The organism is Ruminococcus sp. N15.MGS-57, assembly GCF_000980385.1.
GTDB lineage: Bacteria > Bacillota > Clostridia > Oscillospirales > Ruminococcaceae > Hominimerdicola > Hominimerdicola aceti.
On record NZ_LARF01000002.1, the window covers coordinates 1 to 13,834 of the forward strand.

General features: G+C 40.1%; 13 protein-coding genes. 7 read left to right on the top strand and 6 right to left on the bottom strand.

What is annotated here, in order from left to right:
• Window positions 1-243: 243 nt before the first annotated feature.
• The 3 genes from WS40_RS00415 to WS40_RS00425 all read left to right on the top strand — a co-directional run bounded on the left by WS40_RS00415 (window position 244) and on the right by WS40_RS00425 (window position 4,154).
• On the top strand, window positions 244-708 hold the full coding sequence (locus tag WS40_RS00415) for an NUDIX domain-containing protein (RefSeq protein ID WP_046439244.1): 465 nt from the start codon (window positions 244-246) through the stop codon (window positions 706-708).
• Window positions 709-727: 19 nt separating this feature from the next.
• Window positions 728-1,459, top strand: coding sequence for a nucleotidyltransferase domain-containing protein (locus tag WS40_RS00420; RefSeq protein WP_038671901.1), 732 nt, complete (start codon window positions 728-730; stop codon window positions 1,457-1,459).
• Between the two features lie 136 nt (window positions 1,460-1,595).
• On the top strand, window positions 1,596-4,154 hold the full coding sequence (locus WS40_RS00425; RefSeq protein WP_046439249.1) for an NYN domain-containing protein: 2,559 nt from the start codon (window positions 1,596-1,598) through the stop codon (window positions 4,152-4,154).
• 43 nt (window positions 4,155-4,197) lie between these two features.
• On the opposite strand, the gene WS40_RS00430 is transcribed toward WS40_RS00425, so the two are convergent.
• The 6 genes from WS40_RS00430 to WS40_RS00455 all read right to left on the bottom strand — a co-directional run bounded on the left by WS40_RS00430 (window position 4,198) and on the right by WS40_RS00455 (window position 11,560).
• On the bottom strand, window positions 4,198-4,377 hold the full coding sequence (locus tag WS40_RS00430; protein ID WP_046439251.1) for a hypothetical protein: 180 nt from the start codon (window positions 4,375-4,377) through the stop codon (window positions 4,198-4,200).
• A 14-nt stretch (window positions 4,378-4,391) separates the two neighbouring features.
• Window positions 4,392-5,564, bottom strand: coding sequence for a sodium/glutamate symporter (gene gltS / locus WS40_RS00435; protein ID WP_046439349.1), 1,173 nt, complete (start codon window positions 5,562-5,564; stop codon window positions 4,392-4,394).
• Between the two features lie 17 nt (window positions 5,565-5,581).
• Window positions 5,582-6,544 (bottom strand): TAXI family TRAP transporter solute-binding subunit, encoded by a 963-nt coding sequence (locus WS40_RS00440; protein WP_046439253.1) that lies wholly within the window; start codon window positions 6,542-6,544, stop codon window positions 5,582-5,584.
• Window positions 6,545-6,694: 150 nt separating this feature from the next.
• Window positions 6,695-9,376, bottom strand: a complete 2,682-nt coding sequence (locus WS40_RS00445; protein ID WP_325208341.1) for a transglutaminase-like domain-containing protein — start codon at window positions 9,374-9,376, stop codon at window positions 6,695-6,697.
• Window positions 9,377-9,386: 10 nt separating this feature from the next.
• Window positions 9,387-10,481, bottom strand: a complete 1,095-nt coding sequence (locus WS40_RS00450; RefSeq protein WP_278945915.1) for a DUF58 domain-containing protein — start codon at window positions 10,479-10,481, stop codon at window positions 9,387-9,389.
• Between the two features lie 110 nt (window positions 10,482-10,591).
• A complete protein-coding gene (locus tag WS40_RS00455) occupies window positions 10,592-11,560 on the bottom strand; it encodes an AAA family ATPase (protein ID WP_046439257.1) in 969 nt (322 codons plus the stop codon).
• A gap of 221 nt (window positions 11,561-11,781) precedes the next feature.
• Between WS40_RS00455 and WS40_RS00460 the strand changes: the two genes are divergently transcribed.
• The 4 genes from WS40_RS00460 to WS40_RS00475 are packed head-to-tail and all read left to right on the top strand — an operon-like array spanning window position 11,782 to window position 13,831.
• Window positions 11,782-12,717: a hypothetical protein gene (locus WS40_RS00460; RefSeq protein ID WP_046439258.1), complete on the top strand. Its 936-nt coding sequence runs from the start codon at window positions 11,782-11,784 to the stop codon at window positions 12,715-12,717.
• Window position 12,718: 1 nt separating this feature from the next.
• On the top strand, window positions 12,719-13,207 hold the full coding sequence (locus tag WS40_RS00465; protein WP_046439259.1) for a stage III sporulation protein AB: 489 nt from the start codon (window positions 12,719-12,721) through the stop codon (window positions 13,205-13,207).
• A 40-nt stretch (window positions 13,208-13,247) separates the two neighbouring features.
• Window positions 13,248-13,445: a stage III sporulation protein AC gene (spoIIIAC, locus tag WS40_RS00470; protein ID WP_022286844.1), complete on the top strand. Its 198-nt coding sequence runs from the start codon at window positions 13,248-13,250 to the stop codon at window positions 13,443-13,445.
• A complete protein-coding gene (locus tag WS40_RS00475; protein WP_267300373.1) occupies window positions 13,445-13,831 on the top strand; it encodes a stage III sporulation AC/AD family protein in 387 nt (128 codons plus the stop codon). Before spoIIIAC ends, WS40_RS00475 begins: the two co-directional genes overlap by 1 nt.
• Window positions 13,832-13,834: the final 3 nt, after the last annotated feature.

A 13,834-nucleotide genomic window follows, 5' to 3' on the forward strand; every position in this document is an offset into this window, starting at 1 on the left:
GTTCCACCATTCCCTTGTACAATAGGGGTTGAGTATGTTTTTCGTTGAACAACCGAGCCACGTGGAGTGTGTGGTATTGATAACAAGGAAAGCGCAGTAAATCAGGACAGTTAGCTTAGCGGTGTTGTTTACACACATTGGTTAAACATGCCGCTTTTTATAGGGCATGGCAGTTTAGCGTATAGGATAATATGTTTGTGGTGACAACAGTTCCACAGCGATACAAGTAACGTTGGAGATATTATGGATAGAACTGTAAGAAATGCAGCAAAAGCATTAATTATTAAAGATGATAAGATGTTGGCAATCAAAATAAGTGACGGAAAAGAAGAATGGTATATTATGCCCGGCGGCGGACAAGATGTGGAGGAACTTCTTCCTGAAGCAGTTTGTAGAGAAGTGGCAGAAGAAATGGGATTGCGGGTAGTTGTGAAAGATTTAGCGTTTGTTATAGAGGGTTTACATGGAGAAAAATTTCATCGTGTAGATTTGGTGTTTTTATGTGAGTATATTGGAAAACTTGAAAATGTCGTCTTGCAAAGTGATACAAATCAAGTTGGATATGATTGGTTAGATATTAAAACATTAAATACAACACCATTATATCCTTCAAAATTACGCCGACAGATCATGAATTTGTATGAAGGAAAAGCGTATAAAGTTTATTTAGGAAATGAAGAAATTGGAGACCCGGAAGTAACAGACTAAATAATGAAGGAACTTGTTTATGAGAAGAGTGATACCAGCAAATAAAGTAAATCATGATTATGAGAAAGTATTGAGTGAATTTGTGTCAGCCTTAAAAAATAGATTAGGTGAATACTTATTAATGGTTTATTTGACTGGAAGTTATGCGAGAGGAGATGCAAATGATAATTCTGATTTAGACGTGTTTTGTATCTTTAGTACAATAAATCAATATGTCTTAGAAAATGTTGGGCATTGTGCAAGAAACACATCTATCCCTTATGATTTGTTGGAGATAAATACTCAATGCTTATCCGTAGACGAATATAAAAGCAAAATATTTGAAGATTGGTCAGAATATGCAATTGCTGAACTAAATAGTGTTTTATTGTATGGTGAGCAATTGGTGAAAATCGAAAATATAAATGAAAAGATACAGTTATCCTATAAGAAAAATTTAGCAAATATTTTAATGAGTGTTCGCCATTATATATGTGTAGATGAGCCAAAAGAATTACTTACGCACCAAAAAATTTCGACATATATTTTGAAGCCGCTCATGTTTGCATTAAGACAAGAACGCTTTTGTGCAACAGGAGTTTATCCCTTGTCGATAGAAAGTTTATTAGAATCGTATCAGGATGATAATAGAATTATGGTTGAATACTTTCTAAATAAGGAAAGATTTGAAACGGACATTTTGTCTGATCATAAGGATGTTCTGATGTTTCTTAATGATAAAATACAAAACTTTCTTGAAAATGATTTATAATTAGATAGCATGAAGAAAGCATATATACGAACCCTTTATATCGCAGAAATGGGCATGTCTTTATATGAAAAGTTTGGATTTGTGCAAATGAAGAATGAAATGGAGTACATTGAAATTTAGTAAATAGGAAGAAAATATGAAAAAAACAGTAATAGGCATAATCGCCCACGTCGACTCAGGCAAGACGACGCTTTCGGAAGCAATGCTTTATTTGTCTGGCAAAATAAGAAAGGTCGGACGTGTAGACCACGGCGACGCTTTTCTTGACACGGATATGATTGAAAAAAACAGAGGTATAACTGTTTTCTCAAAACCCGCAGAATTTGAATATAAAAACACATCTTTCACCTTGCTTGACACACCAGGTCATGTCGATTTCTCAGCGGAAACTGAGCGTGCATTACAGGTGCTTGATCTTGCTGTGCTTGTTATAAGTGGCACAGACGGTGTGCAGAGCCATACCAAAACTCTTTGGAGGCTGTTAAAGCGTTATAACGTTCCAACCTTTGTTTTTGTAAACAAAATGGACTTGGACGGTGCTGATAAGACTTTTGTTATGAACAGCCTAGAGGGTCGCCTTGGCAGTGGATTTGTGGATTTCTGCCGTATGAAGTCCGAAGTCGCAGAGGATTGCGCCCTTTTTGATGAAAATATTATGAATGAGTTTCTTGAAACAGGATCAATGTCTGACAAGATACTGTCAGATGCCGTGGCTCATAGAAAAGTATTTCCATGCTTTTTCGGCTCAGCTTTAAAATCACAGGGCATAGAAAAATTTATGAACGCCCTTGCAGAGCTTGCACCGTGTGTAAATGACAGCGGTACTTTTGGTGCAAAAGTGTATAAAATTTCAGAGGACAGTGGCTCACGTCTGACTTTTATGAAGATAACAGGTGGCTGTCTTAAGGTTAGAGATCTAGTAGATTACACATCGGCTGACGGTGAAAGCTTCTCGGAAAAGGTCAGCAGGATAAGAATATATTCAGGGGCAAAATATCGTAATGCGGATAACGCTGAAACTGGCGTTGTTTGCGCTGTTGAGGGGTTGACTAAAACCTATGCAGGGCAGGGGCTTGGTTTTGAGCAGGATTCTGCAAAACCACTGTTGGAACCCGTTCTTACCTATCGTGTCGAGCCTGTGCGTGATTTGGATATGCACACTCTGCTGTCGTATTTCCGTGTGCTTGAAAATGAAGATCCACAGCTTCACGTCGATTGGAATGAACAGCTTGGCGAAATACATATCAGTATAATGGGTGAGGTGCAGCTTGAAATACTGAAAAGCATTTTCAAGCGGCGCTTTGATATCGACATTGATTTTGGCGAGGGAAGCATTGCATACAAAGAAACTATTGCAGAGTCTGTCTACGGCTATGGTCACTATGAGCCGCTCAGGCATTATGCTGAGGTGCATTTGAAGCTTGAGCCGCTGGAGCGTGGCAAGGGTCTGCGTTTTGCAACCGAATGCAGTGAAGATGCGCTGGACAAAAACTGGCAAAGACTTATTCTTACCCATTTGCAGGAGAAAAAGTATCTTGGCGTTCTCACAGGCTCTCCTATTACAGATATGAAAATAACGCTCGTTTCGGGAAGAGCGCACCTTAAACACACTGAGGGCGGCGACTTTCGTCAAGCAACATATCGTGCCGTCAGACAGGGACTTAGAAACGCAAAGTCCGTTCTTCTTGAGCCTTATTACAGCTTCACACTTGAAGTTCCACAGCAGAACGTGGGACGTGCTATAACAGATATACAGAACATGGGCGGAGTTTTCTCACAGCCGGAGGTATCGGGCGAATTTTCCGTTATAAAGGGAAGCGCACCAGTGGCGGAAATGCGTGGATATCAGTCGCAGGTCATAAGCTACACCAAGGGCGTTGGAAAGCTGATATGCACTTCTGACGGTTACCGTGAATGTCATAATACAGAAGTTGTGCTTGAAGAATATGGCTACGATCCTGACAGAGATCTTGAAAATACGGCAGATTCTGTATTTTGCACTCATGGCGCAGGTTACAATGTCAAATGGAACGAAGTCCCTGATAAGCTTCACATACCTCCAGAGGACAAACGCAGGCAGGTTTCTCAGCCACAGACATACGCTTGTGCCGAAGATTTTGTAAGACGTGCAGCAAGTGATAAGGAGCTTATGGAGATATTTGAGCGCACTTACGGAAAGATAGAACGTGATAAGTACTATGCGATGCGCAGACCTGAAAAATCTGTAAAGTCAGCGTCAAAGCCGAAGCAGATATACTCAGGCGTGGAATATTTGCTGGTTGACGGCTATAACATAATTTTCTCTTGGGACGAGCTGAAAAAGGCTGCCAATGAGAGCCTTGACCTTGCACGAAGTATGCTTGTGAACAGGCTTTGCAACTATCAGGGATACAAGCAATGTGAGCTGATACTCGTCTTTGACGCATACAAGGTCAAAGAGCAGGAGCGTGTAGTGGAAAATTACCACAATATCAGTATAGTTTACACCAAAGAAGCCGAAACGGCTGACACTTATATCGAACGCACTGCTCACAAGCTCAGCCGAGAGCATAAGGTAAGGGTCGCCACATCTGACGGCATGGAGCAGGTCATAATCATGGGCAGCGGTGCTTTCAGAATGTCAGCTCAGGAGCTTCACGAGGACGTTATCCGTGTGGAAAAAGAGATAAGAGAATATATCTCCAATATGAAATAAAAAAAACGATTTTCTGAAAATAAACAGAAAATCGTTTTTTTTGTTATCTTTTCCTTTTCTTGGACTTTATTTTTATCTCAGGTATTGCTAAGTTGTCGAATATTACGCCTGATTCGTTATTATTTTCGTTTTCATCATTCTCAGTTTTTACATCTTCAACGTGAACTTCTGGAAAAGCAAGGTTATCTGTATAACAGTCAAGATGTTTGTTCTTTTTGTTCATATTCTTTTCCTCCGTTAATTAATAAAGTTGATAAATCCTGTTATAACAAGGCTGTTTATAAAATCGGCAAACATACTTCCGACAATAGGAACAAGCATATAAGCCTTTATTGAAGGGGCAAATTTTGCTGTTAAAGCCTGCATATTAGCCATAGCGTTTGGCGTTGCACCCATTCCGAAGCCGCAAGTTCCTGCCGCAAGCACTGCCGCATCATAGTTTCTGCCCATTATATTATATACGATAAAGTATGAGAACATTGCCATAAGAAGCACCTGTGCAACAAGCATGATTATCATAGGCAATGCAAGCTCGGCAAGCTGCCAGAGTTTCAATGTTATCATGGCTATTCCGAGAAAAAGCGAAAGACAAATACCACCAATATCATTTATTTCACCCATGTGTATGTGTATTTTACCGCTGTATTCACCGATGTTTCTCATAAATGCTGCAACGATCATTGATCCGATATACACAGGAAAAGTCATGCCTGAATATGAAAGCACCCATGATACAAACGTGCCTATTCCCATTGCTATCGCAAGCTGATAAGCTGCAGGTGCATACATGCTTACAGAACGGTGATGTTTTTGTTCGTCCTCGACAAGTATAGAGTCGTCCTCAGGAATAACAGTTTTCAGCAGATCGTGTTTGAGTATAAGCTTTCTGCCGATAGGTCCGCCCATTACAGAGCCTATAATCAATCCAAAAGTAGCCGCTGCTGTGCAGAGGCTTGTTGCTCCTTGCTGACCAAGGTCCTCAAGCACTGTGCCAAAAGCACCTGACGTTCCGTGACCGCCTACCATAGGGATAGATCCTGTACACATACCTACCAGCGAGCTTACTCCCAATAGCTTTGAAAGTCCTACGGCAACCGCATTCTGCGCAAATATCAGAACTATCAGGCATAATAAAAATACAATAAGACTTTTACCTCCTGCTTTCAAAACTTTAATGTTTGCCTGAAAGCCAACAGAAGTGAAGAACATGACCATGCAAACCGTTTTTAGCGTTTCATCAAACTGAAATTCGACTATTCCTGCGACGTGAAGAATACATGATATGATAGCAAAAATAACTCCGCCGATGACAGGAGAGGGAATACAGAAGGTTTCAAGAAATCTGACTTTCTTTTTGAGAAATCCCCCTAAATACAAGACTCCTACTGCCACCGCAAGAGTTTGATACATATCCACATTTATTGTTTTCAAATTTGATCCTCCTCTGTTATAGCAGTTCCAATGCTGTTATAATATTCCACTGCCCCTTTATGAAAAGCACACGGGATATTATCTGTCGCAAATTTTGTGTCATTATTCGCAAATGAGATCCTTTTCTTTATCTGGTCATTTTCCTCAAAAAGCATTTTCGTGATATCCGCTACAGTGTCGCTGTCCATCTTTTGGCTTGCCACAAGAACAGCCTTTACGCCGACAGTCTTGACGTCCTCGTCAATGCCTTTATAAGTTCCTGCCTTTATTACAGTTTCATAGTATCCGTCATAAAGATTTGTCATATATGATATCGTTCTGTCATCAAGAGGCAATATTCTTATATCCATTTCCTCAGAAAGCTGTGTTATAACATCACATGGAGCACCAAGTACCACGAAAAATGCATCGATAGAGCCGTTTTTAAGTGCCTCAGCAGACTTCTGATAGTTCATGTTGCACACATCTATCATGTTATAGTCAAGACTTACAGAGTTTAAAATGTACTCAGCATTTTTTGCTACGCCAGAATCTTCTTCGCCCACAGAGACCTTTTTGCCTTTAAGATCAGCAGGAGTTTGAATATCTGAGTCAGCCGGAACGATTATCTGAAAAGACTCCATGTAAAGAGCCGCAACTGCACGAACGTTGTTTATTTTGTTACCATTAAAATCTCCTGTGCCATTCACTGCTTCAGACAGGACATCACTTTGGACTATTCCCATGTTGATAAAACCGTCCTTTAAAAGCCTCATGTTAGCCTGAGAACCAGCTGTTCTTATATTTGTGATGTTTTCATCAATATCACTGAGAGTGTCAGCAAATTTATAATATATACCACCTTCGTTGCCGGATCCCAGTTTTATCTCAGAGCGTTTACAGCAAGAGCAGAACATTGTAAATATAGCAACTGTAACAATAAATATTATTGTATTTTTTATTTTTCGCAATCCGATCATTCCTTTCTAAAATATTCAAAAAGTTATCCTACTGATAATATCATATCCATATTTGCATTAAACATATATTTCATATGAAAAAATCACCGATCAGCTTTTTGGTAATATCATTGAGGTTAAAAAAGCCACACCAAGCGTGGCTTTTTCCCTCTAATATAGACAGTAAACAAATTTTGCATTAAGAAGCTTAGCACCCGAAAGCTTTGGCAGGACGATCTTGTCCTTTACGATTTCAAAATAAGAAAGTGCGGTTTCAAGTTCCCCATCAGATATTACTGAGTTGCTCATTTCCGCTTTGACTGCAAGTTCTCCGATATATTTTATCATATGAGAGAAATCATTGATTTGCATTTCCTGGCATTTTTCTGTTAACCTGTCACAAAGCTGTAAGTCTGTAATATTTCTGCTGTCGGTAATGCCTATAAGCTTTAAATATTTGAGCATATAGCGGTATACCGCCACAGTGCGTGATCTATTGTCCCCATTACTTAGTTCCGAACGCATTTTTTTTACTTTTATATCTCTATGGACTACAACACCGAAGCCTATAATCAGAAGTCCGCCCAGAGTGATGAAAATTCCTACAAATGAGCCATGGTCGCTGTTGTTTTCTGTTATTCTTGATGAAACAGAAGTTTTCCCAGTGCCTGACATCACTCCGGCTCCATGTCCGTTGCTTGCAGAATTTGTTTTCTTTGTTGTTGAAGCTTTTGAACTGTTTGCAGGCTTTTTAGTAACCACTGAAGTTGTGCCACCCTGACCGCCATTTTGTGTGGTAGTCGTAGGCTTGCTTTCTGTGCTTTTAGTTGTTGTGACTTCCTTAGGGTCTTTCTCTTGTTGTGTAAGATTAGGATTATCATTATCATAACCTGGTGTGAATTCTGCAGGATACCAACCTGCATTGTCTATAAATACCTCAGCCCATGCGTGCGCACATTTGTCCTTTACACTTACCTCATATGTTGAATCATCTTCAGGTTCACCGAGCTGTGAATTAAGCACCACATATCCCTCTACATATCTTGACGGATAGCCAAACATTCTTAAAAGCTCTGCACCCGCTGTTGCGAAATATGAACAATAGCCCTCCTTTTGTGTACCTAAAAAATAATCTATGAAATCTTCACCTTTTGGAGTAACACCCGGTTCAAGGGTATAAGTGAAGTTATCAGAGAAATAGTTTTTTATTGCAGTGCTTATTTCTTCATAAGTCCAATCACCCTTGTGGTAAATATCCACGCCAAGATATTCGTTGAGTATCTCTTTATATGCCTTATCAAGCTCATCAGACTTTGAAACGTCCATATATTTCTGGTGAACAAACTCTGAGTAAGCGTCAACACCTCTGTCCTTATTAACAGACAATGCAGGCACTTCTGTGGCTATAGCCTCAGGGAGGGCTTCAAGCCTTCCTTCTATAAGAGAGGGGTCAAAATAGTAAAGAGAATACTTTGTTGAACTTAATTTGACATATGACTCAGTGGTAGGACGCATTTTTTTATCGTCTGTATTTCCATCACTTGAATATAAAGAAGCGTATGGCGCATACACAAATTTCTTGCTTGCGCCGAGAACAGATACAGAAATCTGAGCAGGGGTCAGATCAGCGTATTTGCGTTGGATAAGGTCATAATCCAGATCCTGCACCCATATCTTGCCTTGCTCAAAATCATCAGAGAAGGTGTCTTCATTGCCATTCACGTCAACAGGAGTCCAGCTATTGTCGTTATAAACGCCTGCTACATATCCACGGAGATATAGTGTATTAGAGAATTTTGGAGTGACCACTTTTAGTGCTGTTGAGCCGTTGAAGCTAATGCCTGCTGTCTTTCCAAGAACGCCTCCGTTTGTGCCACCAACTGTTTTTATACCAAACAGATCAAATCCGCCGTCATAATCTGAAAAAGCATTTCTCAGGTCAGTGAGAGAGAAATTTGACACTGCTGTAGAAATATCATGTCTGTATTTTGCAAATGACTCAGGACGTGTAAAGCCTGTTATTGCTGAGAAAAGCATTATAACTACAAGTACCAACGAGCTTAAAATAGCCGTGAATTTCATGAATACGTTATAGAAACAAGCTTTTTGCTTTTCAGATGTAAAATAAAACGTGCGTTTTCGCTCATGCACCGCAAAGGTGTTTTTTCTTCCTGCCTTATTAGTTGTGTGGTTTATTATGTGCAGTGCAAGCACTGTCACCCAGCATACAAACAGACCAATAACAGTCCACATTGACGGCTCCCAGCCCCAATACATTCCAAGCTCGAAAACAGGAAATGTAATGATGAACAGCAGTGGAAAATCTATCCTATAAAGGCAGGCTGCTGCCGTTCCAAGGCAAACAAGAGTTATAAAAAATACAAAAAAATTTGACGCAAGATATGGGTAGTCGATAGTAGAAATTCCACTAAGCTGAACGCCAAGAGTTGAGTTAGGTTGATTTGCCCTTGAAAGATATCTGTCTATAACAACGAACAAGCCGTATTTTATTGTAGATATCCTGCTCACAAGGTAAATTACATGAAGTATCATCACACCAAGTGCAGAAAACTTAATTATCTTGTGTGACGATTTCATCAGACCAAACACAAGTGAAAGCATGGCGGAGTAATATATGATCGTGGTCTTGTATATTTCCATATCAAGGAATGATACTGCCATAAACGCTGTGCATATGGTCGCCACAAAGGTCAGAAGTATCTGAAACCATAGAAATGAGCCTGAATTATGCTCACGCTCACAATTCATAAGGATATCTCCGTCAATGCAGATACCATTGCTGCTGATAAATCCTATATCTTTGTTTTTGCTTTTTATTCTTTTCTTTTTCATGTTGTCACCTTTATAGACATATTTCCTGTATGCTTTCGGCAACGTGTTTTGCAGTAACGTTCACGACCTCTGCAAACTCATCGTTTATAACGTCGTCTTTCTTTTTGTTTGTGATAAGCATATAGGAATAGCGGAACGCCAGATCGTTATCGTTCATAACGCCGCTGAGATTGCTGTTATATGCGGGAGAAAAATACATCAAGTGACCGCATTTATATCTCTCAGGTTCATTGATGTAATTTATCATAGACAGGTCAGGCTCATCATAAACAGAAGCCTGCAACAGCAGACTTATAAGCAGCCTTGCACTTTCTTCGTCTGTAACGTTCACTACTTCGCTGTTATCTTTCTTTTTATCATACCACACTACCTTATGAGGTGTGTCATTTTCTATGAGATAATAGGATATAGACGCTATAGCCTCTACAAGAGTATCATATATGAGCATATAATCGTCTGTATTTGTATCAAGGTGGAGATCCGCCATAAGCACGATAGAGTTTGATATTGGCAGAGAGTAATCCTTGACCATAGTCTTATCCTGCTTTGCAGTAAGCTTCCAGTGTATCCTGTTTATTTTGTCACCATCATGATATTCGTGTATATCAAAAATCTCAGAGGGATCATCGCCCTTTGATGTCTTGGAATAATCATCGGTTTCAAGACCCATTTCAGCATAATTCGCAATGTTGTTTTCTATAGGGATATAATCAGGCACGATAGTGAAAGTGCTCTCTCCGAACAGCTGTGACGCTGCATTCGTGCTCACCTTTACCTTGAAAAGCTTCAGCATATCCACAATGCGACAGCGTTTTATGTTCATTCTGACAGTGCCATAATGCTTTGCAGAAACGTGCAAAGTAAGATACTGAACATCATCAGGATAAAGGGGAGTGTTTATCTTCATTGTATTTTTGTCGCCGTCAAGTGTGTTGTAATATTCTATCTCTATAATCATGTTGGCAACAGGCAACTTTGAACGGTTTTGCAATCTCAGCACAACAGGTATCTTTGACGATCTGCCTGCGGTTTTCTGAGTGTTCACAAAACCAACGCTTATTTTCTTTGACATTTTTTTGAGCATAACGAATAAGATTATAGGCATAACAAGTAAAAATGCAAAGAGATAAAAAGAGAAGCTACCCACATATAATATATAGAAGAAAATAGAGGCGATAAATAATATTATATATAAAACCAGCATTTGCTCCTCCGTTATTTGCTAACTCTAGGAACCTGAACTGAGGAAATAACTCCTTTGAGTATCTGTTCTCCTGTGAAGCCGTTTATCTTTGCCTTTGAGTTGAACACAAGTCTGTGAAGAACAACGTCCTTGAAGCTGTATATAACGTCATCGGGGATAACATAATCTCTGCCTTTAAGAAGCGCTGTCGCCTTTGTCATTCTTAGTAGTGCGATAGTTCCTCTAGGTGAAAGACCCAGCTTTATATATTCATTGTGTCTAGTTGCATTTGCAAGCATAACGATATACTGGAAAACCTGATCTGAAACATAAATATTTTCCACAACTTTTCTTGCCTGAAGGATATCCTCCGCAGACACCACAGGCCTTACATTATCTACAGGGACGAGATTTTGCTTTGATTTTAGCATTGCGACTTCGCTTTCAAGATTAGGATAACCCATTGTGATCCTTACGATAAATCTGTCCATTTGCGACTCAGGGAGCATTTGCGTACCTATAGAGCCAACCGGGTTTTGCGTTGCGATAACGATATAAGGGTCAGGCATTTTATGCGTGATACCATCTACAGTTACCTTGCCCTCCTCCATTACTTCAAGAAGCGCAGACTGCGTCTTACTTGAGGTTCTGTTTATCTCGTCTGCAAGAAAAAGATTTGTGAGTGCTGCACCCTGCTTATATTCAAACTTGTGTGTTTCTTTATTTAGTATGGTAAAACCTGTCACGTCTGTTGGCAAAACATCAGGGGTGAATTGTAGTCTTTTATAGTCAAGTGAAAGCGCCTTTGAAAGAGCCACGGCAAGAGTGGTCTTTCCTACTCCCGGAATATCCTCAATAAGGATATGACCGCCTGCAAGTATGGACAGCAGGACTTTTATGATTATCTCGTCTTTGCCGATAATGACCTTTCTTACCTCATTTATCACGCTTTGTGACATATTCAGTACTTTTACCTGTTCTTCAGTTAAGCTGTTGTTCATAATTTTCTCCTTTGTTTTGTATGTTTCTTTTATCTTCACAATATTTGTGCATATTGCATTAACATTATATCACAAATACAACATTATTTCAAGCATTTTGCGTGATAATTAAATACAATAATGGATATCTGCGTATGTAGGAGAATACAAATATCTTGTACTAAAATGCAGGCTCACAGCATAGTTATTTCATAGGACAAGTCAAAAGGAGCGTGAAAAAAATGATAAGAGAAGTCAGCAAGATAAAATACGTTTACGAACTGCTCACCCCTCGCATAAGGGGAGCAATTATGTCAGTGCCAGAAATAGAGCGTGACAGGATACAGGAAATAAGACTTCGCAGAGGCAGACGGCTGTCTGTTACCATATTCTCGAAAGAGTATTTCGTTAATGATAACGGCAGACTAATGAACAATATCGGGGATAGCGTTCAAGTTACCACAGATGATATTGAAACTATCTATCAGCGAGCATTTCAGAACTCTCTTCACAGCTTTCACCGTGAGATAGCAAGAGGCTACATAACGGTTTCAGGAGGGTGCAGAGTAGGCTTCTGCGGAACTGCCGTTCTTGATCCTGCAAGGAGTTATGCCGTGGAGTCGGTAAAAAATATATCTTCTCTTAGTATAAGGATAGCTCGTGAAATGATAGGCAGTTCAGACGAGATATATGCAAAATGCTTTTCTGACAAACCAATGAGCCTGCTTATTGCTTCACCGCCATCGGGAGGAAAAACTACAGTGCTTCGTGATCTTGCAAGAAAGCTTGGCGAACGCTGGCGTGTTGCGCTTATAGACGAGCGAAACGAGTTTGCCGCAACAGTGGCAGGTGAGCCGCAAAATCTTATAGGTGCAATGACAGACGTGTTTAATTCCTACAACAAATATGAGGGCATAATGACGGCTGTCAAGGTCATGTCACCGAAAATACTCATATGCGACGAGATAGGTTCTTCTGAGGACAACGAAGCTTTGCAGTATGCGCTCAACTCAGGAGTGAAGCTTATTGCTTCATGCCATGCTTCAAGCCTTGATGAGCTTAAAAAGCGGCGTTATATCTCAAAACTCATAAAAGATAAGGCTTTCGACGCACTTGCGGTACTAGGCACAGGAACAATGTGTGGCAGGCTGGTATCATTTACAAAAACAGGAGCATGAAATGATAAAGCTAATAGGCTGTGTGCTGATTATATCCGCCTGCACACAAATGGGATGTGCAATGGCGACGGACAAGATACGGCAAATGAAATATCTCAAGCTTCTCAGACGGTTGATATTTGAAACAAGGGCAATGGTTGAGGGTGGAATGACTTTCGGGGAAATTATCTTAAAGCTTAGCTTGCAGAAGGATTATTCTGACTTTACATTTTTGTCGCAAGATACCTCTTCGCCTGATGTCCGCAGAAAAATAACCGAGGATATATATAAGTCAAAGCTTTTTGACAATGAAATCAGGCAGACCGCCATAGATTTTTTTGAAAAACTCGGTACAACAGACACAAATGGACAGCTTGCATACATTTCCATGAGCCTTGCCGCACTTGATGAGCAGATAAGCAGACTTTCAGAGAATTTCACCTCACAGGTGCGGCTATGCAGGGCTTTGGGCGTTCTCAGCGGGGCTTTTATCGCTATTCTGCTAATATAGCCATAGCAAAGGATAACCATAATGAAGGGAACAAAATTTTATGGACATAGATCTTATTTTCAAAATCGCTGCCATAGGAATTATCGTTGCCGTGTTAAATCTCTTGCTGAAACGAGCGGAGCGTGACGAGCAGGCAATGATGACAACTCTTGCAGGGCTTATTGTCGTTCTGCTTATGATAGTAAGGCAGATCGGAAATCTATTTGAAACGATAAAAGAAGTGTTTGGATTGTATTAATGAAAATATTTACAATAGCGTGCTTTTGTATTTTCTCAACCATAGTGTGCAAAGCCATTGAGAAAGACAGTCGTGAGATAAAATATGCGGCTGTGCTTGCGGCGGCGGCACTGGTGCTTTTTCATTCGGTGGCATTTGTGAAAGAACTTATCTCTGTATTTGAGGACCTTTTCACTCTGTCAGGAATCGACAATATGTATCTTACCATACTGTTCAAGTCACTTGGCATATGCTATATCGTACAGCTTGCATCTGATTATTGTAAGGACTGCGGAGAAAACGCACTTGCGTCACAGGTCACTTTGGCAGGAAAGCTTGCAATGCTTTCGGTATCGCTGCCGCTTTTCAAAGCATTTGTAGAAATAGTAAAAGCATTGCTTATATAGGAT

Excerpts from the sequence above, each read along its gene's own strand:
- WS40_RS00415 (WP_046439244.1), top strand. The coding sequence starts at position 244 with ATGGATAGAACTGTAAGAAATGCAGCAAAAGCATTAATTATTAAAGAT.
- WS40_RS00420 (WP_038671901.1), top strand. The coding sequence starts at position 728 with ATGAGAAGAGTGATACCAGCAAATAAAGTAAATCATGATTATGAGAAA.
- WS40_RS00425 (WP_046439249.1), top strand. The coding sequence starts at position 1,596 with ATGAAAAAAACAGTAATAGGCATAATCGCCCACGTCGACTCAGGCAAG.
- WS40_RS00430 (WP_046439251.1), bottom strand. The coding sequence starts at position 4,377 with ATGAACAAAAAGAACAAACATCTTGACTGTTATACAGATAACCTTGCT.
- gltS (WP_046439349.1), bottom strand. The coding sequence starts at position 5,564 with ATGTATCAAACTCTTGCGGTGGCAGTAGGAGTCTTGTATTTAGGGGGA.
- WS40_RS00440 (WP_046439253.1), bottom strand. The coding sequence starts at position 6,544 with ATGATCGGATTGCGAAAAATAAAAAATACAATAATATTTATTGTTACA.
- WS40_RS00445 (WP_325208341.1), bottom strand. The coding sequence starts at position 9,376 with ATGAAAAAGAAAAGAATAAAAAGCAAAAACAAAGATATAGGATTTATC.
- WS40_RS00450 (WP_278945915.1), bottom strand. The coding sequence starts at position 10,481 with ATGCCTATAATCTTATTCGTTATGCTCAAAAAAATGTCAAAGAAAATA.
- WS40_RS00455 (WP_046439257.1), bottom strand. The coding sequence starts at position 11,560 with ATGAACAACAGCTTAACTGAAGAACAGGTAAAAGTACTGAATATGTCA.
- WS40_RS00460 (WP_046439258.1), top strand. The coding sequence starts at position 11,782 with ATGATAAGAGAAGTCAGCAAGATAAAATACGTTTACGAACTGCTCACC.
- WS40_RS00465 (WP_046439259.1), top strand. The coding sequence starts at position 12,719 with ATGATAAAGCTAATAGGCTGTGTGCTGATTATATCCGCCTGCACACAA.
- spoIIIAC (WP_022286844.1), top strand. The coding sequence starts at position 13,248 with ATGGACATAGATCTTATTTTCAAAATCGCTGCCATAGGAATTATCGTT.
- WS40_RS00475 (WP_267300373.1), top strand. The coding sequence starts at position 13,445 with ATGAAAATATTTACAATAGCGTGCTTTTGTATTTTCTCAACCATAGTG.